This is a genomic window from Achromobacter pulmonis (genome assembly GCF_002885955.2).
GTDB lineage: Bacteria > Pseudomonadota > Gammaproteobacteria > Burkholderiales > Burkholderiaceae_B > Achromobacter > Achromobacter pulmonis_A.
In genome coordinates, this window is sequence record NZ_POQS01000003.1 from 299,490 (window position 1) to 322,792 (window position 23,303).

The 23,303-nt window shown below is 69.2% G+C and carries 21 protein-coding genes; 9 read left to right on the forward strand and 12 right to left on the reverse strand.

Features of this window, described 5'->3' with window-relative positions; translation table 11 throughout:
* Nucleotides 1-77 precede the first annotated feature (77 nt).
* Nucleotides 78-1,610, reverse strand: coding sequence for a glycine betaine/L-proline transporter ProP (proP, locus tag C1I89_RS12660; protein ID WP_102773138.1), 1,533 nt, complete (start codon nt 1,608-1,610; stop codon nt 78-80).
* 155 nt (nt 1,611-1,765) lie between these two features.
* On the opposite strand from proP, the gene C1I89_RS12665 reads away from it, so the two are divergent.
* From C1I89_RS12665 to C1I89_RS12675, 3 genes are all read left to right on the forward strand, one after another.
* The gene (locus C1I89_RS12665) at nt 1,766-2,776 is read left to right on the forward strand and encodes a TerC family protein (protein WP_102773139.1); all 1,011 of its coding nucleotides are present in this window, start codon (nt 1,766-1,768) and stop codon (nt 2,774-2,776) included.
* The gene (locus C1I89_RS12670; RefSeq protein ID WP_102773140.1) at nt 2,773-3,192 is read left to right on the forward strand and encodes a universal stress protein; all 420 of its coding nucleotides are present in this window, start codon (nt 2,773-2,775) and stop codon (nt 3,190-3,192) included. Before C1I89_RS12665 ends, C1I89_RS12670 begins: the two co-directional genes overlap by 4 nt.
* Nucleotides 3,193-3,275: 83 nt before the next feature.
* On the forward strand, nt 3,276-4,037 hold the full coding sequence (locus C1I89_RS12675; protein ID WP_102773141.1) for a fused MFS/spermidine synthase: 762 nt from the start codon (nt 3,276-3,278) through the stop codon (nt 4,035-4,037).
* A gap of 50 nt (nt 4,038-4,087) precedes the next feature.
* On the opposite strand, the gene C1I89_RS12680 is transcribed toward C1I89_RS12675, so the two are convergent.
* Nucleotides 4,088-5,029 (reverse strand): ornithine cyclodeaminase family protein, encoded by a 942-nt coding sequence (locus C1I89_RS12680; protein WP_102773142.1) that lies wholly within the window; start codon nt 5,027-5,029, stop codon nt 4,088-4,090.
* 52 nt (nt 5,030-5,081) lie between these two features.
* Nucleotides 5,082-6,017 (reverse strand): N-carbamoyl-D-amino-acid hydrolase, encoded by a 936-nt coding sequence (locus tag C1I89_RS12685; protein ID WP_102773143.1) that lies wholly within the window; start codon nt 6,015-6,017, stop codon nt 5,082-5,084.
* Nucleotides 6,018-6,307: 290 nt separating this feature from the next.
* Between C1I89_RS12685 and C1I89_RS12690 the strand changes: the two genes are divergently transcribed.
* Entirely contained in the window at nt 6,308-8,128 is a 1,821-nt protein-coding gene (locus tag C1I89_RS12690; RefSeq protein WP_102773144.1) for a tetratricopeptide repeat protein, read from the forward strand.
* A 26-nt stretch (nt 8,129-8,154) separates the two neighbouring features.
* Here the strand turns inward: C1I89_RS12690 and C1I89_RS12695 are convergent, their stop codons facing one another.
* From C1I89_RS12695 to panB, 5 genes are all read right to left on the reverse strand, one after another.
* Nucleotides 8,155-8,367, reverse strand: a complete 213-nt coding sequence (locus tag C1I89_RS12695) for a DUF1059 domain-containing protein (protein WP_102773145.1) — start codon at nt 8,365-8,367, stop codon at nt 8,155-8,157.
* Nucleotides 8,368-8,498: 131 nt separating this feature from the next.
* Nucleotides 8,499-8,897: a DUF697 domain-containing protein gene (locus C1I89_RS12700; RefSeq protein WP_258231406.1), complete on the reverse strand. Its 399-nt coding sequence runs from the start codon at nt 8,895-8,897 to the stop codon at nt 8,499-8,501.
* Nucleotides 8,898-8,930: 33 nt separating this feature from the next.
* The gene (locus C1I89_RS12705; RefSeq protein WP_102770835.1) at nt 8,931-10,151 is read right to left on the reverse strand and encodes an ISL3 family transposase; all 1,221 of its coding nucleotides are present in this window, start codon (nt 10,149-10,151) and stop codon (nt 8,931-8,933) included.
* Nucleotides 10,078-10,923 (reverse strand): GTPase family protein, encoded by an 846-nt coding sequence (locus C1I89_RS12710; protein WP_258231407.1) that lies wholly within the window; start codon nt 10,921-10,923, stop codon nt 10,078-10,080. The genes C1I89_RS12705 and C1I89_RS12710 overlap by 74 nt, the downstream gene beginning before the upstream one ends.
* 49 nt (nt 10,924-10,972) lie before the next feature.
* On the reverse strand, nt 10,973-11,824 hold the full coding sequence (panB, locus tag C1I89_RS12715) for a 3-methyl-2-oxobutanoate hydroxymethyltransferase (protein ID WP_102773146.1): 852 nt from the start codon (nt 11,822-11,824) through the stop codon (nt 10,973-10,975).
* A 284-nt stretch (nt 11,825-12,108) separates the two neighbouring features.
* Here panB and C1I89_RS12720 point away from each other — a divergent pair, with 284 nt between their 5' ends.
* Both C1I89_RS12720 and C1I89_RS12725 read left to right on the forward strand, forming a co-directional pair.
* Nucleotides 12,109-13,113: a hypothetical protein gene (locus C1I89_RS12720; protein WP_102773147.1), complete on the forward strand. Its 1,005-nt coding sequence runs from the start codon at nt 12,109-12,111 to the stop codon at nt 13,111-13,113.
* Complete coding sequence (locus C1I89_RS12725; RefSeq protein WP_102773148.1) at nt 13,110-14,252, forward strand: glycosyltransferase; 1,143 nt, start codon at nt 13,110-13,112, stop codon at nt 14,250-14,252. Before C1I89_RS12720 ends, C1I89_RS12725 begins: the two co-directional genes overlap by 4 nt.
* Nucleotides 14,253-14,258: 6 nt before the next feature.
* Here C1I89_RS12725 and C1I89_RS12730 read toward each other — a convergent pair whose 3' ends face one another.
* The 3 genes from C1I89_RS12730 to C1I89_RS12740 form a co-directional block, all read right to left on the reverse strand.
* Nucleotides 14,259-16,214, reverse strand: coding sequence for a bifunctional metallophosphatase/5'-nucleotidase (locus C1I89_RS12730; RefSeq protein ID WP_102773149.1), 1,956 nt, complete (start codon nt 16,212-16,214; stop codon nt 14,259-14,261).
* 151 nt (nt 16,215-16,365) lie between these two features.
* Nucleotides 16,366-17,475: an S-(hydroxymethyl)glutathione dehydrogenase/class III alcohol dehydrogenase gene (locus tag C1I89_RS12735; RefSeq protein ID WP_102773150.1), complete on the reverse strand. Its 1,110-nt coding sequence runs from the start codon at nt 17,473-17,475 to the stop codon at nt 16,366-16,368.
* A gap of 27 nt (nt 17,476-17,502) precedes the next feature.
* The gene (locus C1I89_RS12740; RefSeq protein ID WP_102773151.1) at nt 17,503-17,793 is read right to left on the reverse strand and encodes a metal/formaldehyde-sensitive transcriptional repressor; all 291 of its coding nucleotides are present in this window, start codon (nt 17,791-17,793) and stop codon (nt 17,503-17,505) included.
* A gap of 127 nt (nt 17,794-17,920) precedes the next feature.
* Here C1I89_RS12740 and hutC point away from each other — a divergent pair, with 127 nt between their 5' ends.
* The 3 genes from hutC (at nt 17,921) to hutI (ending at nt 21,681) form a co-directional block, all read left to right on the forward strand.
* A complete protein-coding gene (gene hutC / locus C1I89_RS12745) occupies nt 17,921-18,664 on the forward strand; it encodes a histidine utilization repressor (RefSeq protein ID WP_258231408.1) in 744 nt (247 codons plus the stop codon).
* A 234-nt stretch (nt 18,665-18,898) separates the two neighbouring features.
* On the forward strand, nt 18,899-20,440 hold the full coding sequence (gene hutH, locus C1I89_RS12750; protein ID WP_102773152.1) for a histidine ammonia-lyase: 1,542 nt from the start codon (nt 18,899-18,901) through the stop codon (nt 20,438-20,440).
* 14 nt (nt 20,441-20,454) lie between these two features.
* Nucleotides 20,455-21,681 (forward strand): imidazolonepropionase, encoded by a 1,227-nt coding sequence (hutI, locus tag C1I89_RS12755; RefSeq protein WP_102773153.1) that lies wholly within the window; start codon nt 20,455-20,457, stop codon nt 21,679-21,681.
* On the opposite strand, the gene C1I89_RS12760 is transcribed toward hutI, so the two are convergent.
* A complete protein-coding gene (locus tag C1I89_RS12760; protein ID WP_102773154.1) occupies nt 21,660-23,264 on the reverse strand; it encodes a methyl-accepting chemotaxis protein in 1,605 nt (534 codons plus the stop codon). The two genes, hutI and C1I89_RS12760, sit on opposite strands and share 22 nt — an antisense overlap.
* Nucleotides 23,265-23,303: the final 39 nt, after the last annotated feature.

Consider the following 23,303-nt stretch of genomic DNA (forward strand, 5'->3'; position numbering starts at 1 on the left):
AGCGGTACGTCCTTCGGCCTGGGCAGGAAGCCCGCCGCGGACTGCGCCGATTGTAGAGGAAGCGGCTGGCGCGCGTTTCACTCCAGGTCGGGATGGCGGTCGGCCAGGCGCTGGCGGCGCTGCCGCAGCGCGTCGAGCTTCTCTTCCAGCTCGGCGATCTCGGCTTCGATGTCCAACACGCTTTGCTCGATGTGCTCGTGGGCCTGCTGCAGCAGGGCGTGGGCCTCGTGCCGGCTGGCCGCATTGGGCGTGTCGCCGCGCAGCGGGCGGTTGGCGGTCTCGGGCAGGTAGAAGGACGTGACGATGCCGATCAGCGAGGCGGCCATCAGGTAATAGGCCGGCATCATCAGATTGCCGCTTTCCTCCACCAGCCAGGCCGCCACCGTGGGCGTGAGGCCGGCGGCGATGATGGCCACGTTGAACGAGCTGGCCAGCGCGCTGTAGCGGATGCGCGTCGGAAACAGCGCCGGCAGCGTGGAGGCCATGACCCCGGTCATGCAGTTGAGAAACACGGCGATGAACAGCAGGCCCAGGAAAATCAGGCCGGTGTTGTCGCTGCCCACCAGCGTGAAGGCCGGCAGCGCGATCACCAGTATGCCGATGTTGCCGGCGCGCAGGAACGGCTTGCGGCCGATCTTGTCGCTGAAGAAGCCGACCACCGGCTGCACGAACAGCATGCCTATCATGACCACCACGATGATCAGCACGCCATGCTCTTCGGAATAGCCCAGGCTGCTGGACAGATAGGTGGGCATGTAGGTCAGCAGCATGTAGTAGGTGATGTTCGTCACCAGCACCACGCCGATGCAGACCAGCAGCGCCTTGCGGTACTTGGAGAAGATCTCGCGAAACGACACGGTGGGCCGTTCCTGCACGGCGTCGCGGTCCTCCTGCTCCATCTGCTCCAGCTGCTGGGTGAAGGCCGGCGTTTCCTCGGCCGCATGGCGCAGATACAGGCCCAGCAGGCCCAGCGGGCCGGCCACGAAGAACGGCGCGCGCCAGCCCCATTCCAGGAAGGTCCGTTCGCCCAGCGTGGCCTGCAGCAGCACGACCAGGCCGGCGCCCAGCACGAAGCCGGCGATGGAGCCGAAATCGAGCCAGCTGCCCAGAAAGCCGCGGCGGCGGTCCGGCGCGTACTCGGCCACGAAGACGGCCGCGCCGGTGTACTCGCCGCCCACCGAGAAGCCCTGGGCCAGCTTGCACAGCAGCAGCAGGATGGGCGCCCACAGGCCGATGGACGCGTAGGAGGGGATCAGGCCGATGCAGAACGTGCTGATGGCCATGATGATGATGGTCAGCGACAGCACCTTCTGGCGGCCGTAGCGGTCGCCCATGACGCCGAAGAACACGCCGCCCAGCGGGCGCACCAGGAAAGGCACGGAGAAGGTTCCCAGCGCGGCGATGGTCTGCACCGCGGGCGAGGCCTCGGGAAAGAACACCTTGCCCAGCGCGAAGGCCACGAAGCCGTAGACGCCGAAGTCGAACCACTCCATGGCGTTGCCGAGGGCGGCGGCGGTGACGGCCTTTTTGAGCTTGGTGTTGTCGATGACGGTGATGTCGCCGATCTCCAGGGGCCGGACTTGCGGTGACGCTGGGGAACTCTCTGCCATGGTCAGTCTCCCGCGAAGGTGCAATACGAAAATTCTACCCCTGGCCCGCGCGGATTCGAAAAAACCTGACCATCGCTTCGCTTGGGCCGAATTGTTCGGCCGCTGGCGCCGCTCTAGACTGGATTCGTGCATACGCCTCGCAGCGGGAGGCCTCCATGAACCAGGTCGAAACCTTTGCCACCCCGGCGATGTGGGCCGGCTTCGTCGGCTTCGTGCTGGTCGTGCTGGCGCTGGACCTGTACGTGCTGGGCGGCAGGCGCGCGCATCGCGTCTCGGCGCGCGAAGCGCTATGCTGGGTGCTGGCCTGGGTGGCGCTGGCGACGCTCTTCGGCGCGCTGCTGTGGGGCTTCCTGGACGCCACGCTGGACCGCGCCACCGCGAACCGCAAGGCGCTGGAGTTCTACACCGGCTACCTGATCGAACTGTCCCTGTCCGTGGACAATATGTTCGTTTTTTCGCTGATATTCGGGTACTTCGCGGTGCCGCTCGAATTGCAGCGCCGCGTGCTGCTGTACGGGGTGCTGGGCGCCATCGTGATGCGCGTGTCCATGATCCTGGCCGGGGTCTGGCTGCTGGCGCAGTTTTCCTGGATGTTCTACCTGTTCGGCGCGCTGCTGGTGGTGACCGGCGCCAGGATGCTGGCGCACGCCGATCGCCAGCCCGACATCGCGCGCAATCCGCTGGTGCGCCTGCTGCGCTCGTCCATGCGCATCACGCCGGACTATCACGGCGAATCGTTTTTCGTACGGATAGGCGGCCTGCGCCACGCCACGCCGATGTTCGTGGTGCTGCTGATGATAGAGGCCAGCGACGCGGTCTTCGCCGTCGACAGCATTCCCGCCATCTTCGCCGTCACCACCGATCCCTTCCTGGTTTTTACGTCCAATATTTTCGCCATCATGGGCCTGCGGGCAATGTATTTCCTGCTGGCCGACATGCGGGAACGTTTCCGCTACCTCAAGCACGGCCTGGCCGCCGTGCTGATCGTGATCGGCGGCAAGATGCTGGCCGCGCCGTGGTTCCACGTGCCGGTACAGTGGTCGCTCGGGGCAGTTGGCCTTATCCTGTTGGCATCCGTGGGCGCCAGCGCGATACTGCCCGGACGGACTGCGGCAAACGCCGCGCGTTCCAAGGCCGATGCGTCCAGAACCGGAGATCCGCCATGAACACCATCATTCTCGCCACCGATGGGTCGAGCTACAGCGATGCCGCAGCGCGCTACCTGGTCGGAAGTTCCCTGCTCAACCGGGATTTCACCGTGCACGTGGTGCACTGCGCGCCCGACGTGACGGGCGACGTGCAGGCCTTCGTCGGCAAGGCCGAAATCGACGCCTGGCACCACGAGGAAAGCGGCAAGGCGATGCGGTCCGTCGTCGAGATCCTGACCGCGGGCAAGGTGGCCTTCGAATGCCACGAGCTGACCGGCCATGCGGCGGAGAAAATCATCGAGTATGCGGTCAAGTCCCGCGCCGAGGCCATCGTGATGGGTTCGCATCACCGCGGCCAGCTGCTGGACGCCGTGCTGCGCTCGGTGTGCGGGCGCATCATCGCCGACGCGCCGTGCCCGGTGCTGCTGGTCTAGCGCTCGACGCCGGCCCGCGGGACGCGGGCAAGCCTGGCCGGGGTGGTATCGTCTATCCCTTTTTCGGCATTGCGCAGCGTCCCATGTCTGACTCCAGCATTCCCGCCGGCCCGCCGGCGGGCGGCCCCAGGCCTTTTTTCCGGGATTCCGGCAGCACGCGGACCCTGCATTTCACGGACAAGGAAATCCAGAGCAGCATGTCCCTGCTCAATCCCGATGCGCTCGACCTCGAGTACACCCGGATGATGATGGGTTTCGTGCTGTTCAACCCGCAGCCCGGCCGCATCCTGATGGTCGGCCTGGGCGGCGGGTCGCTGCCCAAGTTCTGCCACCGCTACCTGGCCCGCACCGAGATCGAGGTGGTCGAGATCGACCCCGACGTCATCGCCTTGCGCGACGCTTTCATGGTGCCGCCCGACGACGCCCGCCTGCGCGTGATCCAGGCCGACGCCGCCGCGCACCTGGCGGGCCTGGAGCAGCACGCCGACGTGATCTTCCTGGACGGCTTCGGCGTGGGCGGCATCCCCGCCGCCCTGTGCTCGGCGGCGTTCTACGCCGACTGCCGCCGCGCGCTGCGCGACGACGGCATCCTGGTGATCAATTTCCACGTCAATCACCCCGACCACCACGAATACCTGGACCGCGTGCGCGCGGCGTTCGGCTCGTCGATGTTCGAAGTGGTGGACGACGACATGACCAACAGCATCGTGTTCGCCTGTAAAGGCGACCTGCTGGACGACCCGGCCGCCAGTTCCCTGGCGCGGCCGCCCGCCATCCCCAAGGACGCCTGGCGCCAGCTGATGCCGACGCTGCGGGTGATCGGGGCTACGCTGGTGCTAAGGTAGCGCCGGCGGCCAGGCCCTCGCGCTTTGCCCATCCCACGCCATCCATTCCTCTAGCACGCTTCGCGCGTCGCCTCATACACCAGCGTGGCCAGCGTCAGGTCTTCCAGCGCGCTGCCCACGGCCTTGAACACGGTGATTTCCCGGTCGTCGCGGCGGCCCGCGACCTGGCCGGCGGCAAGCTGATGCAGGTTGCCGCGGATGTCCTGGCGCGTGAGCGCGCCGGCGGCGAAGGCTTCGATCAGGTCGCCGGACTTGGTGGGGGCCTCGTCGGTGTCGACGTAGACGGCCGTGCCGTCGAAGCAGGCGGCGTCGGTTTCGCGCATTTCGGGCTTGAAGCTGCCGATCAGGTCCAGGTGCACGCCGGGGCGCAGCCAGGCGCCGCGGATCAGGGGCTGGGTCGACAGGGTGGCGCAGCTGATGATGTCGGCCTGGCGCGCGGCGCCTTCGAGGTCGGCCGTGGCCTGGGCGTCGTAGCCCTGTTCGCGCAGCTCCCGCGCCAGGCGCTCGGCGCCGGCCGGCCGGACGTTCCAGACCAGGATGCGGCGGATCGGCCGCACGGCGCGCATGGCCTGCGCGACCAGGGCGGCGATGCGCCCGGACCCGACGATCAGCAGCACGCCCGCGTCGGCGCGCGCCAGGTAGTCCGCGCCCAGCGCGGCCGCGCCCGCGGTGCGGTAGGCGGTGACGACGTCGCCGTCGACCTGGGCGATGGGCACGCCGGTGGTGGCGCTGTACAGGTTGTAGGTGGCGTGCAGGCCCGGCAGGCCCTGGTGGGTGTTTTCGGGGAAGATGTTGATGATCTTCACGCCGAAGTAGCCGCGTTCGTTCCAGGCCGGCATGATGAGCGAGGTGCCGTGGGCGTTGCCCGACTCGATGGCGTGGACGTGGCGCGGCGGCACCGTGGCGCCGTCGCGGAAGGCCTCGCGCAAGGCGGGGATGACGGCGTCGAAGGACAGGGCGCCGCGGGTCTGTTCGGTGTCGATGAAGCGCATGGAATCGGGATCGGGCTGAAGACTACGGCCAGTCTAGCAGCCCGGCCGGCCGCTACCCCTGCACTGGCGGCGTGGGCAGCGGATCGCCGGCGCCGGTGCGCTCGACGATCAGGCGGTAGTGCTGCGGGCTGCGGTGCCTGGCGAAATTGAAGACGTGTTCGCGGAACATGCGGCCCATGTCCAGGTCGATGCGCGCGACGATCACTTCGTCTTCCTCGCCGCTGGCGCGCGCCACGATCTCGCCCGAGGGCGCGACGATCATGGAGCTGCCTATCATGTGGTGGCCGTCCTCGTGGCCGCACTTGGCGGCCGCGCCTATCCACACGGCGTTCTGGTAGGCGCTGGCCTGCAGCACGATCTCGTGCGTGGTGGTGCGCAGGTGGGCCGGCTCGTTCCAATGAATGTTGAGCGAGGGCGTGTTGTAGCCCAGCACGATGAGTTCGGCGCTTTGCAGCGACATGACGCGGTAGGTCTCGGGCCAGCGGCGGTCGTTGCACAGGCACATGCCGATGTTGACGCCTTCCGTGTTCCAGACGCCGAAGCCCAGGTCGCCCACTTCGAAGAATTTCTTCTCCAGGTGCTGGAAGGGCGCTTCGGTCTTGTGGTCGGCGTGGCCGGGCAGGTGGATCTTGCGGTACTTGCCGACGATGTTCGCGCCGCGGTCCACCAGAATGGCGGTGTTGTAGCGGCGGCCCTCGGGCGTCAGTTCGGCGTAGCCCAGGTAGAAACCGACGCCGAGCTCGCGCGCCGCGTCGAACAGCGGCTGGACGTCGGCGTTGGGCATGCTTTTCTCGAAAAAGCGCGCCACGGCCTCGGCCTCGTCCATCCAGTAGCGCGGAAAGAACGTCGTCAGCGCGAGTTCGGGGAACACCACGAACTCCGCCTGGCGGGCGGCGGCCTCGCGCAGCATCTCGACCAGGCGGCGCACGACCGCCGCGCGGGTATCTGCAAGATTGACGGCGCCCATCTGGGCGACGGCCAGGCCCATTTTGCGGGCGGGGGCGGTTCGGCTCACGGTATTTGTCTCCTGGTCGGCCCGGACGGGCATGCAAAGACGCAAGCATGCATGCGGCGGCGAGAAACCGGAACCGGCGCGCCGGCCGATACCGCCCTGCGGCCTGCGGCCCCGTCGCGCCCGCAAGGCGCTGATTTCACGGGGGATTTGCCCTGCCGGACGGATGCAGCGCATAACGCCGCGACATGGCAGGCCTGCAAAGTTTTATAGGGGGCGGGGAAACGTATACTGGCCCCCTTTCTTTTCGCAAAGGCAGAGGCCAGATGAGATCCGCTTACCGCCGGCTGCGCGCCGGCCTGGTCCTGATGGCCGCGGCGCTGGCGGCGGCGCCGGCCGGCGCGCAGGACCCGGCCGCCGGCCAGTCGCCCTTCATGCGGCATATGGACGACGCCCGCCGGCAGATCCGCGCCGCCTCGTGGGACGACGCCACCGGCTCGGCGCGCCAGGCGCTGGCGGCGGCGAGCGCGAACGGCAACCGCTACGAGATCTACGACGCCGCGGTGCTGCTGATCGATCTGTTGCAGAAGCAGGGCCGCCATGCCGAAGCCCGCCGCGTGGCCGAAACCCAGGTGGGGGATTTCGAGCGCCTGGGCGACGAGGACGGCATGGCCATCATGCTGTCGCGCGCGATAGAGGCCGGCACGGCGGCGGCAGAGACGGCCGAGGTCGCCCGGCTGCAGGCCCGGCTGGTCGGGCAGGCCCGGCCGTATCCGCCGCTATGGACCCTGGAATCCGGCCAGCGCCTGCGCTACGTCCCGGCCGGGCTGTCGCTGCCGCTTGCGCAGGACGGCTGGACGCTGCTCAGGTTCGAACCCGCCGATGCGCGCGAGGACTCCGCGCGGCTGGAGTACATCCGCAGGCTGGACGGGCAGGGGCGCATGGTGGTGCAGCTGCGCATCGGCTACATGGAAGCGCTGCGCGGACAGGACGGCGCGGCGCGGCAGGCGCAGGAACTGCTGGGCGGACCGAGCGCGATGTCCCCGGCGGCGCTGCCGGACCTGCCCTTCGAGAATGTGGCGCAGGCCAAGGAGGTGCAGCGTTCCGAGGAGCACGGACGCGGCGTGATCGAGGCGCAATGGGCGGCGGTGCGCGGCGACTGGCGCTTGCAGGTGCAGGCCTCGTATCCGGAAACGGCTCAGGACGGAGCTGGCCGGCATCTGCAGTCGCTGCTGGGCGCCATCGCGTGGGAGGGCGAACGCCGGCTGTTCCGCGAACAGACCATGGCCGAGCAGGCCCGGGCCATCGAGGCCGCGTGGGTGATGGCGCAGGACTGGCCCGCGGCCGACGCGCTGGCGCGGGCGGCGTTGCCGGACGCGGTGTTTCCGCTGGAAATCGCGCGGCTCGATACCGTGATGGCCACCGCGGCCTACCGGCGCGGCGAGATGGACCAGGCCCGCCGCCAGTACGAGACGGCGCTGGCGGCCTGGGCATACGCGGGCAAGGCCTACCACGACGAAACCCTGTACCAGACCGCGCTGGACCACGCCGCCGACATCGCGCACCGCCAGGGCCGCAAGAACGAGGCGGCCGCGCTGAACCGCCAGTTCATCGAATGGGTGGGCGACCGCGACCAGGCCTGGCGGCCGGACGCGGCGGGTGTCGAACTCAAGAGCGCGCTAAGCGGCCAGGCCTTGCCGCTGCGCGCGGGCGACTTCCGCCTCAAGCCGATCGGTCCCAAGCGCTTCCAGTACGAGGACCTGCGCACGGGCGCGCAACTGGGGCTGTCGGTGGAGCAGCGCGCCGGCGCCGACGACCGGGCGCTGGAAGGCTCGATGCGCGCCTTCATGCGCGACAAGCTCGGGCTGGACGCGGGCGCCATGCAGGCGGCCGCCTTCACGCCGCGCGCGCGGCAAGGCGCGCAAGGGGAACTGCGCGGCAGGCAATGGATTTTCGAAGTGGCGCCGTTGCGGGATGCGGGCAGGACGCTGCGGCTGGACGTCGGGGCTGATGCGCCCGCACCGGTGCGCATGGCTTTCTGGATCGTGGACCGCGGCGACAGCCGCTCGATCCTGCGCGCGCCGCTGACGGCGGACGCCGCCGCCGACGCGCGCATCGAACAGGTGGCGCAGGCGCTGGCCTGGTGAGCGGCCGCGCGCCTGCGCCGGCAGGGTCAGGCGCGCGGCGGCATTTCGGCCGGCGGCGTGCCGTCATGGAACAGCGACTTCAGCTGCGTGCGCAGCGCCGGCGAGTCCTCATGCTTGTGCACCGCGACCGCGTGCTGCACGGCCGCTTCCAGCAGTTCGCTTTCGGAATCCGCCGCCAGGGCCACCGAGCAGTTCATTTCGCTGGGATACTCGCGGCAATCGATGTATTTGCGTGTCATGAAAGTCTCCCTGCGCGCAGGTCGCCAGGCCTGCGCAATGGGGTGTCCGGCGCGCGGGGCGGGACGTCCCCGCCGGTGGCGCGCCGCAGAGGCCGGGACGATGAAAAAAGTATAGATCCGCCGCGGGCGGTTCAGAGCCTGACGCGCTGTTTCAGGGCCGCCGCGATCATGGGGATGTCGATGTCCTTGCCCGGGTTCTTCTGGCAGAAGTCGTACAGCACCGCCACGTAGGCATTGCCCAGCAGCTTGGTGATGGCGCCTGCGGTGGTGGCGGCGATGGTGCCGCCGGCGGCGCTGCCCGCGCCCGGGATGAATTTCAGCAAGCCCGAGACGACCGAGCGTCCGACCAGGGTGGCCGCCGAGGCGCCCAGCGTGGAGGTCACCAGGGTGGTGATGGCGGCGGTATCCAGCTCCATGCCGAAGGTGATGCCGATCTTGGCGATCATGCCGACCTGGATCGGCACCAGCGCAAAGGCGTCCGAGAACGGGATGGGGGCGGCGGCGGCCGAGGCGGCCAGGCCCGCAGCCACGTTGACCTCTATCTCAGCCCGCTTTTTTTTGGTTCATCGAGTATTACCGGGGAAGGCTGCGCGGATTTTCAGGAAGAAGTACTCCTGATCGCGGTAGCCGTAAGCGCGGCGCTTGATGACCTTGATGGTGTTGTTGATACCCTCAACGATGCTGGTGTTCAAGGGATGGCGGCATCTGGCCAGGATGCCGTGCAGGTACGCTTTGAGACGCTGAGCAAAGGTACTGAGCGCGTCAATGCCGCTGCACTCGGCCTGCTCACACCACTGCTCCCAGGCCTGTTGAGCCCAGGCGGGCTTGCGATAGAACCACAGCCGCTTGAGCTCATCACGCAAGACATAGACGGTGAGTAACGGCTGATTGGCGTGCAGCAATTCATCGAGCCGCACGCGCTGCTGGCGATCCAGGTTGTCTCGGTTGCGTAGCAGCAGCCAGCGGCTGGACTTGATGACTTTGCGCGCCGGGCGATCCTGCCGGAGTCGATTGGCTTGATCAACGCGCACCCGATCGATGACCTCACGCCCGTACTTGGCCACGACATGGAACAGGTCGTAGACGATCTCGGCTTGCGGGCAGTGCGCGCGGATCTCCAGTTCGTAGGCGGTGGTCATGTCGATGGCCACCGCCTTGATGCGTTGGGCGGCACCTTCGGGCAGTTGCTCGAAGAAGGCCCGTGCCGTCTCGCGCGAGCGGCCCAGACCAAGCCACAGCACCTGGCGGCTGGTGGGGTCGACCACGACGGTGGCATACCGATGGCCCTTGTGCAGGGCAAACTCATCCATTGCCAGGTATTCGATACGCGACCAGTCCGGCTCCGGGATCGATGCACGCAGTCGCGCCTTATCCACCGTCTTGACCGTGTGCCAGCCCAGATCAAAGAACCTGGCCACCGCCTGCACGTTGCTCGATTGCAGCAGTTGGCTGCAGGCTTGTGCCAGCCGATCCGTGACACGCTGATAGCGTCCCAGCCAGCCGAGCCGCTCCAGACGCGGGCCGCCGCACCGCTCACACCAAAGCCGCCGTCGCGGCACATGCAGCACCACCCGATACTCGAACAAGGGCAGGTCGCGCACGCGTCGCACCGTCGTCTCGTGCACCTGGCGACACCGCGCGCCGCACTGCTCGCAATGCATGGCCTTGGCCGTGGGCTTGAGATACAGCGACACCGTGCGCCCATCGCCTTCAGGCCACACCACGCGATCCACCCGATAGCCGTCCCAGCCACCCAGGGACTCCAACAGCTTGCGATCCAGCATCGTCCGATCCTCCTGAACACCAGAAACTGGCCTCAAGAGTACGAAATCTGGCCAAATCGCTCCACGCTATTCTGCGATGAACCTTTTTTTTTACTTCCAGGGCCTGTTTGTTGCGCGTGGACAGGGCGTTGGCGTAGGCCCGCTGCTGCGCCTCGGGGATGTGCTGCGCGGTGACCTCGATCAGCCGGTCCAGGCCCATGGGCGGCAGTTCGGCGTCGAGTTCGTCTATCCATTCCGCCAGCGCGCGCACCGCCACCACCTGGCTGGCGCGCGGCAGCAGCTTGCGCGCCTCGTCGACGAAGGCGCTGTTCTTGCGCGCCTTGGTCAGCACCGCCACCACGGGGATGCCGGCGTCGGCCAGCATGCCGCACAGTTCGATCTCGGCGTCTTCCACGCGGTGGCTGCTGTCCTGGATGCAGAGCCAGGCGACGTGCAGGTGCCGGTCCTGGTCGGTGGAGGCGGAGCGCTCGCGGATCAGGTCGGCGAGCTCGCGGCGCGAGCGCTCGTAGTCGCCGACCTCCAGGCCGCGGGTGTCGATGATGGTGAGCGGATGGCCCGGCCGGGTGAATTCCTGGGTGGTCTGGGTGACCGGCTTGCCCGCCCCGGTCCGGGCCAGGTCGCCGCGGAACACCGCGTTGATGAGCGTGCTCTTGCCCACGCCGGTCTTTCCGGCGACCAGGATGTTCACGCGGCCGGCGCCGCGCGTCGCCGTGCTGATGGCGTCGGCGATGGCGTCCTGCAGCTGGGGAGGATCGTTCTGGGGCATGCTCATGCGGAATCGGCGTGGGAGGGCATGGAGGCGATTCTATCCACGATTGCGCTCAGGCGGCGCCCGGAACGCCGTACAGGTGGGCGGCCTCGGGAAAGCTGCGCGAGCGGACTTCGGCGGCGTAGGCCTGCGCGGCCTGCTGGATGCGGCCGGACAGGTCGTCGTAGCGCTTCACGAAGCGCGCCGTGCGGTCGAACATGCCCAGCATGTCGTCCACCACCAGCACCTGGCCGTCGCAACGCGGCGAGGCGCCGATGCCGATGGTCGGGCAGGCCACGGCGTCGGTGATGGAGGCGGCCAGGGGCTCGACCACGCCCTCGATCACCAGCGCGAAGGCGCCGGCCTCGGCCACCGCGGCGGCGTCGGCGGCGATGCGGGCGTATTCCGCCTCGCCGCGCCCGCGCGCGCCGTAGCCGCCCAGGATGTTCACGGCCTGCGGGGTCAGGCCCACGTGGCCCATGACCGGGATGCCGCGGGCCGACAGGTAGGCGACGGTGGGCGCCATGCCCGATCCGCCTTCGAGCTTGACCGCGGCCGCGCCGGTTTCCTTCATGACGCGGGCGGCCGAGCGGAAGGCCTGCTCGGGGCTTTCCTCATAGCTGCCGAACGGCATGTCCACCACGACCAGCGCGCGCCGCGCGCCGCGCACCACGGCGGCGCCGTGGGCGATCATCATGTCCAGCGTCACCGGCACGGTGGATGGCAGCCCGTAGATGGTCTGCGCCAGGCTGTCGCCCACCAGCAGGGCGTCGCAGTGCGGGTCCAGCAATTCGGCCATGCGCGCCGTGTAGGCCGTCAGCATGACCAGCGGCTCCTGGCCCTTGCGGGCGCGGAACGCGGGAACGCTCATGCGGGGCGTGTTGGCGGTTGCCGCGGCGGCTGCCAGGGTGGCGGTCGTAGACATCGAAATTCTTCCTATCCAGAGTTGCAGTAGGTGTGTCGCAGCCGGCGACCGGGGGGCGCCGGCCTCTCCATCGTAGCGGAAGCCGGGCGATGGCAGCCGGGCGCTAATCTTTGCGGCAAAACGTAAATGATGGTGTGGGGCCGGCGCGCCCCGCAGGGCGGACGGGTCCGCCGGGGCACGCCAAAGCGTTACATCTCGCCGGTTTCTTTCGCGTTTGCGCGGCCTTGCCTGCGTAGAATTCGCCACTCGTCAAGCTACTTGCGGCATGCACGCAACATTTTTTCATGGGTAGTTCCGGGTTCATTCCCCGCCTTTTGCGCTCGCGCCCGGTCACCAAGGGCTTGCGCTATCTGTATCGCTGCACGCAGCCCCGGGCCTGCCGGCACAATGCCGCGCTATGGCCTTTCGTGGCCGTGCAGCGCGCGGCCGACGGCAGGCTGAGCGGCTGCCGGCTGCGCGGCGTGCGAGGCCCGGCCACGATACCGCTGGAGCAGGCGGCGCGCGCCATCGACGGCGATGCGCACCTGATTCTGAGCGGTCCTTCGGTGGCCGACATCGATTACGCGCGCTGCAGCCTGGGCGCGGTCATGGGCGTGAACGGCTCGATCGCGCTGCGCCAGCGGCAGCCCGGACTGCGTTTCGATTATTACGCGATGCTGGACGCCGGCTTCGTGCGGCGCCGCCGCGAACTGGTGGCGCAGGTGCTGGCGCAGGACCTGACGCTGTTCGTCACGCCCGAGGTCTACCGCTGGATCGCGCTGCTGTTCGACCCGGCGACCGTGCGCTGCCGTATCGCGCTTTTCGAGGAAGTGCACCAGCGCGCCATGCAGCCGCGGGCGCGTCCCGAGGACCTGGAGGCCGGGCTGGCCGGCGATGCCGGCCTGCTGCTGTTCGACGCCCGCCATCCGGTGCACGCGCACGGATTCAGCCTGGACCCGCCGCGCGGCCTGTTCGGCGGCGGCACCGTGGCCTACACCGGGCTGCAGCTGCTGGCGTGGCTGGGCGCGAAAACCATATACCTGCACGGACTGGACCTGACGGCGGCGGCCGGCCCGCGCTTTTATGAAAGCGCCGCCACGCAACTGGCGACCGCGCTGGACCGCCAGTTCGACGGACACATCGAGCCCGCGTTCCGGCGCGCCGCCGGCGTGCTCGGCGCGCGCGGGATCAAGGTCTACAACCTGTCGCCCGCCAGCAGGCTGGGCGCGGACATATTCGAGAAACGCCACTGGAGCTGCCTGCTGCCCCGGGCGGCGCAAACGCAACCCCTTATGGACGTGCAGCCATGAAGATTCTCTACACCAACTTCCATCAGGGCGACGGCGGCGGGCATACGACCTACGTGATGTCGCTGGCGCGCATCCTGTGCCACAAGTCCCAGGTCGCCGTGGCCGCGCCGGCCAGCAGCCGCCTGCTGGCCGAGGCCGGCGCGCTGCCCGGCGTGCGCGCCATCGCGCTGGATTTCAAGGGCCGGCCGCTGGCGCTGCTCGGCGCGCTGCGCCGCCTGCGCGCGCTGCTGCGCGACGAGCGCTACGACGTGGTGCACGTCAACGGGTCGGCGGACCACCGGCTGTGCATGCTGGCGACCGTGGGCATGGGCGCGCGCCGCCCCTTCATCGTCTATACGCAGCACAACGACCGCAGCGCCAACAGCCTGGGCGCGCGCATCCGCGCCAAGTGGGGCACCAACCGCGTGATCTGCGTGTGCAGCCATACGTTTCGGCGCATGAAGCAGTCGGTGTTCCGCAACGAGGACCTGCGTGTGGTGCACAACGGCGTCGACACCGAAAAGTGCCGGCCCGCCACGCGCAACCAGGCGGCGCAGGCGCGCGACAGCCTGCTGCCCGCCAGCCTGCAGGGCAGGCTGGTGATAGGCAGCAACGCCGGCACCGCGTCCTACAAGAACTGGCTGGACATGGTGACCGCGGTTTCCATGCTGCCGGCCGCGCAGCGCGAGCAGGTGGCGATCCTGATCGCCGGCAAGCTGCCCGAAGCCGAGCAGATGCGGCGCGTCGAAGAGCTGGGCATGTCCGGGCAGGTGGTGTTCACCGGCCTGCTGGACGACGTGCGCCCGTTCCTGTCGGCGCTGGACGTGGGCTTCGTGCTGTCGTCGCGGCTGGAGACGATTTCGTTCGCCTGCCGCGAGATGATGGCCGCCGGCGTGCCGGTGATCGTCAGCGAGGTCGGCGGCCTGACCGAGAACGTCACCGACGGCCGCGACGGCTGGGTGGTGCCGCCGGCCGACGTGCCCAGCGTGGTCCAGGCCCTGTCGAGGATCCTGGCGAACCGGCAGCAGCTCGCCCGGATGGGCGAAGAGGCGCGCAGCACCGCCTTGAAGGAGTTTTCGCTGACGGCCTTCGTCGGCAAGACCGAGAGCGTCTACCGCGAAGGACGGACGCAGCAGGCCTACCGGCTGCGCCCGTCCTGAGGACCGCTACTCGCTGTACGTCTTGGTGCTGTAGAGCGCGGCCGGCAGCAGGTTCAGCACCGGCAGGCCGCTGACGGGGTCCTTGGCCTGGCGGTCGATGTAGGCCTGCAGCACGTCCGCGTCGAGCACGCCGATGTCCTGGCGGCGCTCGGCGGGCACGGCGGCCAGGGTCTTGTAGCCGTCGCCGCCGGTGGCGTTGAAACTCAGCACGAAGAGCTTGTAGCTGCGCCCGGCGTCCAGCGGCAGCCAGTTGCCGCTGGCCCGGTCCAGCACCTCGATGTTGGTCACGCGGCTGCCCTGGGCCTGGGCCGCGTTCACGTCCCAGCGCAGGCCGCCCGCGTACGGATACGGGCCGGTCGTTCCGCCCGGACCGAACACCGCCTGCATGCCGTCTTCCAGCATGCTCTTGACCTCGGCGCCGGTGACGTCCAGGCGCCACAGCATATTGCCGAACGGCACCACCTCGATCACGTTGGCCGCGGTCACGCTGCCCAGCAGCGGCACGCGCACGCCGCCGCCGCTTTGCAGCGTAATGTCGGCGCCGCCGTAATCGGCGTTGGCCACTTCCAGGTAGGCCTGCGCCACCAGCTGCTGGATGTCGCCGCCGCGCAGGCTGACGTTGCCCAGCGCGTTGCAGGCGGCGCTGGAACGGCTGTAGTCGCGCGAGCCCGGGCCGCCCGGCACGCGGCGCGAGCACAGCTCCTGCGGCACCGTGGCGACCACGCTGGCGCTGAAGGCGTCGACCTTGGCCTTGAAGGGCTGCAGCACGGCCGCGGCCTGCGCGTCCGGTTCCTGCACGCGCAGGAAGCCGCTGGCCCGCAGGTCCGCCTGGATGGCGGCCGCGTCGGCGGCGTCGGGCGTCGCGCCCGCCACCTTGAACTCGCCGCCGACCAGCACGTGCGGCGTGCCGGCGCAGGCGGTCACGTCGCCGTCGGCGTCGAAACTCACCTTCAGTTCGCCGACCACCTGCGAGTATTCCCAGGCCTGCACCAGGCACACGCGCTTGCCGTCGCGGTCCTGCAGCACGGTGGGGTAGGCGCCGGCGGGCGAGCCCACGCCGTAATCGGCCATGGCGTCGGGGCCCAGCAGGGTGTGGGAGTCGCCGCCCACCACCACGTCCACGCCGCTCAGGCGGGCGATGACCTGCCGGTCATAGGCGTAGCCGATATGGCTGAGCACCACGATCTTGTTCACGCCCTGCGCGCGCAAGGCGTCGATCTGCCGCTGCGCGGCGGCGGTCTCGTCGGAAAACAGCGTGCCGGGATCGGGGCTGGAGGATTGCTGGGTCTTGTTGGCGATGGTCAGGCCGACCAGCCCGATGGGCTGGCCGTCGCGCTGCAGCACGGCCGAAGGCTGCACCATGCCGGGCGCGCGCGAGGGATTGAGCGGCGAGTCCGCGCCGAAGGTGACGTTGGCGCTCAATACCGGCGTCTGGCAGGCGCCCGCGTGCAGCAGCTCGACGAAGCGCTTCAGGCCGGCGTCGCCCTTGTCGAATTCGTGGTTGCCCAGGCTCATCGCATCGAAGCACACCGTGTTCATCAGCGCGGCGTCGGCCTCGCCCGGCTCGCCGGCGCGGTTGAAGTAGAGGGTGCCGGTGGTGGCGTCGCCGGCGTGCAGCTTGAGCACGTTGGCCGACTGCGCGGCCAGCGCGTTCATGGCGCCGGTGACGCGGGCGAAGCCGCCGGCCTCGGCGCTTACCGACACCGGCGCGCCGTCGGCCGCCTTGAGCTTGAGCGTCTTGTTCCTGCCGTCCAGCGTGGAGTGATGGTCGTTGATGTGCAGGATGGTCAGTTCCAGCGGGCGGGCCGGGGCCGGCTGTTCCGGTGCGGGCTGTTCCGGCGCGGGCTGCTCGGGCGCGGGCTGCTCGGGCGCGGAGGTGTCATCGTCGTCGCCGCCGCAGCCGGCCAGCAGCGTCAGCGCGCTCAGCATGACGGCTCCGGCGTTCCTCTTCCATGTGCTCATTCGAGTGCATCCCTCTGTCGTTGTCGGAGGGCGCATGGTCGCGGCTCAAGATGACGCCGGAATGAATGACAGGCCTGTCATGAAACGCCACGGGCCCGGCGCGATGCGCGCCGGGCCCGTGGTGCCGCCGGGTTCGGCGGAAGGACGCGGATCAGTAGTGGATCACCGTGCGGATCGACTTGCCTTCATGCATCAGGTCGAAGGCCTCGTTGATGCGCTCCAGCGGCAGCGTGTGGGTGACGAACGGGTCCAGGTCGATCTTGCCGCTCATGGCGTCTTCCACCATGCCGGGCAGCTGCGTGCGGCCCTTGACGCCGCCGAAGGCCGAGCCGCGCCAGACGCGGCCGGTCACCAGCTGGAACGGGCGGGTGCTGATCTCCTGGCCCGCGCCGGCCACGCCGATGATGATGCTCTCGCCCCAGCCCTTGTGGCAGCATTCGAGCGCGGCGCGCATGACCTGCACGTTGCCGATGCACTCGAACGAGAAGTCCACGCCGCCGTCGGTCATCTCGACGATGACGTCCTGGATCGGCTTGTCGTGGTCCTTGGGGTTGACGCAGTCGGTCGCGCCCATGGCGCTGGCCAGGATGAACTTGTTCGGATTGGTGTCGACGGCGATGATGCGCCCGGCCTTGGCCTGCACCGCGCCCTGGATCACGGCCAGGCCGATGCCGCCCAGGCCGAACACGGCCACGGTGTCGCCTTCCTTGACCTTGGCGGTGTTGTGCACGGCGCCCAGGCCGGTGGTGACGCCGCAGCCCAGCAGGCACACCTTTTCGTGCGGGGCGGCCGGGTTGATCTTGGCCAGCGAGATCTCGTTGACCACGGTGTATTCGCTGAAGGTCGAGCAGCCCATGTAGTGGTACAGCGGCTTGCCTTCGTAGCTGAAGCGCGAGGTGCCGTCGGGCATCACGCCCTTGCCCTGGGTGGCGCGCACCTTCTGGCACAGATTGGTCTTGCCCGACAGGCAGAACTTGCACTCGCGGCATTCGGCCGTGTAGAGCGGGATGACGTGGTCGCCGGGCTTGAGCGACGTGACGCCTTCGCCCACCTCGACCACGACGCCGGCGCCTTCATGGCCCAGCACCGCCGGAAACAGGCCCTCGGGGTCGTCGCCGCTGAGCGTGAAGGCGTCGGTATGGCAGACGCCGGTGTGGGTGATCTGCACCAGCACCTCGCCGCGCTGCGGGGGCGCGACGTCGATTTCAACGATTTCCAGCGGCTTGCCGGGTCCGAATGCGACTGCTGCGCGTGATTTCATAGTTTGCTCCACGAGTGCCTGGCGGCGTTATTTCAAATACGAACGGACGAGCCGCATCAACAGGTCGATCTCCGCTTCGGGTTCGGCCTGGGCCTGGCGCGGGCCGCCCTGTGCGGACTGCAGGAAGGTTTCCCGGAGGTGGCTCTCCAGCACCTCGGCCATCAGGCCGGTGGCGGCGCCGCGCAGGGCGGCCAGCTGCTGCAGCAGCGCGCCGCATTCCGTGCCTTCGTTGACGGCGCGCTCGAGCGCCAGCGCCTGCCCCTGGATACGGCGCAGGCGGGTCACGACGCGTTTCTTTTCTTCCGGGGAATGGGGCACGGCGGGCTCCGATAAATACAGGGGGGGAGTATACGCAAGGCGCGCGCCGGCGTCCAGGCAAGCGGCATTTCATCTATACCTGTCTATACTTTATTCCCATCCGCAGAACAACCGCACAGGACGACTCTTGGCCTCCTTTCCCCCCAGCCTGCCGGCGCAGGCCGACGCCCCGCCCGCGCCGCTCTACGCCCAGGTCAAGCAGATGATCGCGCAGCAGATCCGCAGCGGCGCATGGCCGGCCCATCACCGCGTGCCGTCGGAGGCCGAGCTGGTGGACGAACTGGGCTACAGCCGCATGACTATCAACCGGGCGCTGCGCGAATTGACCGCGGAAGGCCTGCTGGTGCGCATGCAGGGCGTGGGGACTTTCGTGGCCCAGCCGAAGGCGCGCTCGGCGCTGTTCGCGGTCAACAACATCGCCGACGAGATCGCCGCCCGCAACCACCGGCACCACAGCCGGGTGCTGCGCCTGGCCGAAGAGCCGGCCGAGGGCGAGCAGGCGCTGGCGCTGGACATCCGTCCGGGACAGCCGGTGTTCCATTCCATCATCGTGCACTACGAGGACGACCTGCCGATCCAGCTGGAGGACCGCTACGTCAGCGTCAAGCTCGCGCCCGGCTACCTGCAGCAGGATTTCACGCAGAGCACGCCCTATGAATACCTGACCCGCGTGGCGCCGCTGACCGAAGGCGAGCACATCGTCGAGGCCATCCTGGCGCGGCCGCGCGAATGCCAGCTGCTGCAGATCGAGCGCGGCGAACCCTGCCTGCTGATCCGCCGCCGCACCTGGTCGGGCGAGCGCCCCGTGACCCTGGCGCGGCTGATCCATCCGGGGTCGCGCCATCGGCTGGAAGGGAAGTTCACGACCTGAGTGTTTGGGGGCAGATGGGTTACGCGCGTTCGACAGTCGCGTTCTTGTGATGATGGCGGCGCGCTGCACCCATCCTACGGGACATGACGAATGCCGTAGGATGGGTGCAGCGCGAGCGTCCTTGAGCAAGAACTCAAATATCCAGCGCGCGTAACCCATCTTGCAGCGCACCACGACATCTACCCAACTTGTATATACAATCATAGTCATCCCCACGACGCCAGGAGTTCATGCATGGACCTGCAAATCCCCCCCGGCTGCCTGACGCTTGCGGATCTGCGGCGCGTCTACCAGGAGCCGGTGCGCGTGGCGCTGCATCCCGAGGCCGACGCGCCCATCGAGGCCAGCGTCGCCTGCGTCGAGCGCATCGTGGCGCAGGGGCGCACGGCCTACGGCATCAACACCGGTTTCGGCCTGCTGGCCAGCACCCGCATCGCGCCCCACGACCTGGAGGCCTTGCAGCGTTCGCTGGTGCTGTCGCATGCGGCCGGCGTGGGCGAGGCGCTGGACGACGCCATGGTGCGGCTCATCATGGTGCTGAAGATCAACAGCCTGGCGCGGGGCTATTCCGGCATCCGGCGCAAGGTGATCGACCATCTGATCGCGCTGGTCAACGCCGGCGTCTATCCGCATATTCCGCTCAAGGGCTCGGTGGGCGCCTCGGGCGACCTGGCGCCGCTGGCGCATATGTCGCTGCTGCTGCTGGGCGAGAGCAAGGCGCGTTGCGACGGCGCGTGGCTGCCGGCGCGCCAGGCCCTGGCCCGCGCCGGGCTGGAGCCCCTGACGCTGGCGGCCAAGGAGGGGCTGGCGCTGCTCAACGGCACGCAGGTGTCGACGGCGTACGCCTTGCGCGGCCTGTTCGAGGCCGAAGACCTGCTCGCCGCGGCGCTGGTTTGCGGCAGCCTCAGCGTGGAGGCCATGCTGGGCTCGCGCGCGCCGTTCGACGCCCGCATCCACGACGCGCGCGGCCAGCCCGGCCAGATCGACGTGGCCGCCGTCTACCGCGAGCTGCTGACCGAGGACAGCGAGGTCGGCCATTCGCACGCCAATTGCGGCAAGGTGCAGGACCCTTATTCGCTGCGCTGCCAGCCGCAGGTCATGGGCGCCTGCCTGACGCAGATACGGCAGGTGGCGCAGGTGCTGGAGATCGAAGCCAACGCGGTGTCGGACAACCCGCTGGTGTTCGCGCAAGACGACGAGGTGATATCGGGCGGCAATTTTCACGCCGAGCCGGTGGCGCTGGCGGCCGACAATCTGGCGCTGGCGCTGGCCGAGATCGGCGCGCTGTCGGAGCGCCGCATTTCGCTGATGATGGACATGCACATGTCGCAGCTGCCGCCTTTCCTGGTGAGCAACGGCGGCGTCAATTCGGGCTTCATGATCGCCCAGGTGACGGCGGCCGCGCTGGCCAGCGACAACAAGGCATTGGCGCATCCGGCCAGCGTCGATAGCCTGCCCACCTCCGCCAACCAGGAGGACCATGTCTCGATGGCGCCCAACGCCGGCAAGCGCCTGTGGCCCATGGCCGAAAACGTGCGCGACATCCTGGCGATCGAATGGCTGGGCGCCTGCCAGGGCCTGGATTTCCGCGCGGGCCTGAAGACGTCGCCACGGCTGGAGCAGGCCCGCGCCTTGCTGCGCGGGCGCGTCGCCCACTACGAGCGCGACCGCTTTTTCGCGCCCGACATCGCCGCGGCCAGCGAACTCATCGCGGCGCGCGGCCTGACGGCGCTGATGCCGGCCGGGCTGCTGCCCAGCGTATGCGCGCAGGCATGAAAGAGGAGGACGCGATGAGACAGGTCTGGCGCAACTGCCACGCGGCGACGATGGCGGACGGCAGCTATTGCGCGATCGAGCGCGCCGCCATCGTGACCCGCGGCGAACGCATCGAATGGATCGGCCCCGAGGCCGCGCTGCCGCCGGCCGAAGGCGCCGCGGTCCACGATCTGCGCGGCGCCTGGGTCACGCCCGGGCTGATCGACTGCCATACGCATCTGGTGTTCGGCGGCGACCGCAGCCGCGAATTCGAGCAGCGCCTGCAGGGCGTGGACTACGCCAGCATCGCCGCGCAGGGCGGCGGCATCGCCAGCACCGTGCGCGCCACGCGCGCGGCCAGCGAGGACGAACTGTATGCCGGCGCGCGCCGGCGTGCGCTGCAGCTGCTGCGCGACGGCGTGACCACGCTGGAAATCAAATCGGGATACGGGCTGGACCTGCCCAACGAGCGTAAGATGCTCAGGGTCGCGCGGCGCCTGGGGCAGGCCCTGCCGCTCACCGTGCGCGCCACGCTGCTGGCCGCGCATGCGCTGCCGCCCGAATACGCCGGGCGCGCCGACGATTACATCGACGAGGTGTCGCGCCGCATGCTGCCGGCGCTGGCGGCCGAAGGGCTGGCCGACGCGGTGGACGCGTTCTGCGAGCACCTGGCTTTTTCGCCGGCGCAGGTCGAACGGGTGTTCCGGGCCGCGCGCGACCATGGCCTGCCGGTCAAGCTGCATGCCGAGCAGCTGTCGTCGCTGCATGGCGCCGCGCTGGCGGCGCGCTATGGCGCGTTGTCGGCCGACCATCTGGAATACCTGACCGAGAGCGACGTGCTGGCGATGGCGCAGGCCGGCACCGTGGCGGTGCTGCTGCCCGGCGCGTTCTATGCGCTGCGCGAAACGCAGGCGCCGCCGGTCGATCTGCTGCGCCGCCACGGCGTGCCCGTCGCGATCTCCAGCGACCTGAACCCCGGCACCTCGCCCGCGCTGTCGCTGCGGCTGATGCTGAGCATGGCCTGCACCCTGTTCCGTCTGACGCCCGAGGAGGCGCTGGCCGGCGCCACCGTGCACGCCGCCAGGGCGCTGGGCCTGCAGGACACGCATGGCGCGCTCCAGCCCGGCAAGATGGCGGACTTCGTCGCCTGGGAGGTGTCGCATCCGGCCGAGCTGGCCTACTGGATCGGCGGCGACCTGCCCAAGCGCATCGTCCGCCACGCCCGCGAGGTGGACGTGGCTCAGGCCGCCAACGCGGCGTAGGCCTGGCCGGCGGCCGGGACCTGCACGGGCAGCCGGAACGCGCTTACCGCGCTTTGCAGGCGTTGCGCCTGGGCCTCCAGCGAGGCTGCGGCGGCGGCCGCCTGTTCGACCAGCGCCGCGTTCTGCTGCGTCACGTGGTCCATCTGCGTCAGCGCGGTGTTCACCTGGCCGATGCCGGCCGCCTGTTCATGCGAGGCGCCGGCGATGTCGCTGACCAGCACGGTCAGGCGTTCGATGGTCCGCAGGATGTCTTCCATCGTGCGGCCCGCCGTTTCCACCTGGGCCGAGCCGGCCTGCACCGTGGCGCCGGAGGCGTCGAGCAGCTGCTTGATTTCCTTGGCCGCGCCCGCGCTGCGCTGCGCCAGCGAGCGGACTTCGGCCGCGACCACCGCGAAGCCCTTGCCCTCCGCGCCCGCGCGCGCCGCCTCCACCGCCGCGTTCAGCGCCAGGATGTTGGTCTGGAACGCGATGCCGTCGATGACGCCGACGATGTCCTCGATGCGCCCGGCGTCCTGGGAGATCTCGCGCATGGTCGCCACCGCCTGCCGCACCGCGTCCGCGCCGCGCCCGACCACCTCGCTGGCCTCGGCGGCCATGCGGTTGGCCTGCTGCGCGTTGTCGGCGTTGCTGGTGACGGTGGACAGCAGCTGCTCCATGCTGGCGGCGGTCTGCTCCAGCGAGGCCGCCTGCTGTTCGGTGCGGCTGGACAAGTGCTGGTTGCCGGCGGCGATTTCGCTGGAGCCCGTATTGATTTCGACCACGCCGTCGCGGACCGCGCGCACGGTGCGCGCCAGGCTGTCCTGCATGTCGCGGATGTACGGAATGATCTGGCCCACGCAATTGCCGCCGAACAGCGGTATGGGGGCGGTCAGGTCGCCGTCGGCGATGCGGCGGAAGTGCGCCCGGATGTCTTCCAGCGGCCGCTTGACGAAGGCCACCACATAACGGTCGCCGAGCACGAGCAGCAGCAGACAGACGCCCAGCACCGCGCCCATGCCGGTATAGGCCATCTGGCGCCTGGCCGCGGCTTCCTGCAGCAGTTGCGCCTCGTGCTCCCTGGCGTAGGCGCCATAGGTTTCGACGCTCTCGGCATAGGCCCGGCTGGCCGCGGCCACGTCGCCGTCGGCCTGGCGGCGGGCCTGCGCGACGTCGCCGGCGGCCAGCTGCTGGCGTTGTGCGGCGAGGGCGCGGCCGACCACGGCTTCGTAGCCGGCCTGCAGCGCGGTCAGCAGGGCGGCGGGCGTGTCTGTCCTGGCCTGATCCATGAACGCCGCCTGCTGCCTGCCGGCTTCGCCGAGCGCGGCGTCGACCAGGCGCGCGTCTTCGTCGGCGTGGGCGGACCCGCCTTCGCCCAGGTCCTGCAGCTGATGGGCCAGGCCCAGCCGCGCGGCCGCGATGCGGTCGTTGATGCGGGACAGCGCCGTGACGTCCTGCAGGAGCGCGTTGCTGGCGCCCAGCGCCTGTCCGGCGTGGCGCAGTCCGTTGATGCTGATGGCCGACAGGCCGGCGAGCAGGACGCTGATCGCGAGCAGGGCGCTCAGGATCATGCGGCGGATCGTGATATCTCTCAGAAACCTTTTCATGTGTCGTTCCCAGGTACGGCAAGGAGGCTGCTGACCCGG

Coding starts and splice junctions, on each gene's coding strand:
- C1I89_RS12725 (WP_102773148.1), top strand. CDS start 13,110: ATGAAGATTCTCTACACCAACTTCCATCAGGGCGACGGCGGCGGGCAT.
- C1I89_RS12760 (WP_102773154.1), bottom strand. CDS start 23,264: ATGAAAAGGTTTCTGAGAGATATCACGATCCGCCGCATGATCCTGAGC.
- C1I89_RS12720 (WP_102773147.1), top strand. CDS start 12,109: ATGGGTAGTTCCGGGTTCATTCCCCGCCTTTTGCGCTCGCGCCCGGTC.
- C1I89_RS12675 (WP_102773141.1), top strand. CDS start 3,276: ATGTCTGACTCCAGCATTCCCGCCGGCCCGCCGGCGGGCGGCCCCAGG.
- C1I89_RS12665 (WP_102773139.1), top strand. CDS start 1,766: ATGAACCAGGTCGAAACCTTTGCCACCCCGGCGATGTGGGCCGGCTTC.
- C1I89_RS12680 (WP_102773142.1), bottom strand. CDS start 5,029: ATGCGCTTCATCGACACCGAACAGACCCGCGGCGCCCTGTCCTTCGAC.
- C1I89_RS12705 (WP_102770835.1), bottom strand. CDS start 10,151: ATGCTGGATCGCAAGCTGTTGGAGTCCCTGGGTGGCTGGGACGGCTAT.
- panB (WP_102773146.1), bottom strand. CDS start 11,824: ATGTCTACGACCGCCACCCTGGCAGCCGCCGCGGCAACCGCCAACACG.
- C1I89_RS12695 (WP_102773145.1), bottom strand. CDS start 8,367: ATGACACGCAAATACATCGATTGCCGCGAGTATCCCAGCGAAATGAAC.
- proP (WP_102773138.1), bottom strand. CDS start 1,610: ATGGCAGAGAGTTCCCCAGCGTCACCGCAAGTCCGGCCCCTGGAGATC.
- C1I89_RS12670 (WP_102773140.1), top strand. CDS start 2,773: ATGAACACCATCATTCTCGCCACCGATGGGTCGAGCTACAGCGATGCC.
- C1I89_RS12735 (WP_102773150.1), bottom strand. CDS start 17,475: ATGAAATCACGCGCAGCAGTCGCATTCGGACCCGGCAAGCCGCTGGAA.
- C1I89_RS12690 (WP_102773144.1), top strand. CDS start 6,308: ATGAGATCCGCTTACCGCCGGCTGCGCGCCGGCCTGGTCCTGATGGCC.
- hutH (WP_102773152.1), top strand. CDS start 18,899: ATGGACCTGCAAATCCCCCCCGGCTGCCTGACGCTTGCGGATCTGCGG.
- hutI (WP_102773153.1), top strand. CDS start 20,455: ATGAGACAGGTCTGGCGCAACTGCCACGCGGCGACGATGGCGGACGGC.
- C1I89_RS12710 (WP_258231407.1), bottom strand. CDS start 10,923: ATGAGCATGCCCCAGAACGATCCTCCCCAGCTGCAGGACGCCATCGCC.
- C1I89_RS12685 (WP_102773143.1), bottom strand. CDS start 6,017: ATGGGCCTGGCCGTCGCCCAGATGGGCGCCGTCAATCTTGCAGATACC.
- C1I89_RS12730 (WP_102773149.1), bottom strand. CDS start 16,214: ATGAGCACATGGAAGAGGAACGCCGGAGCCGTCATGCTGAGCGCGCTG.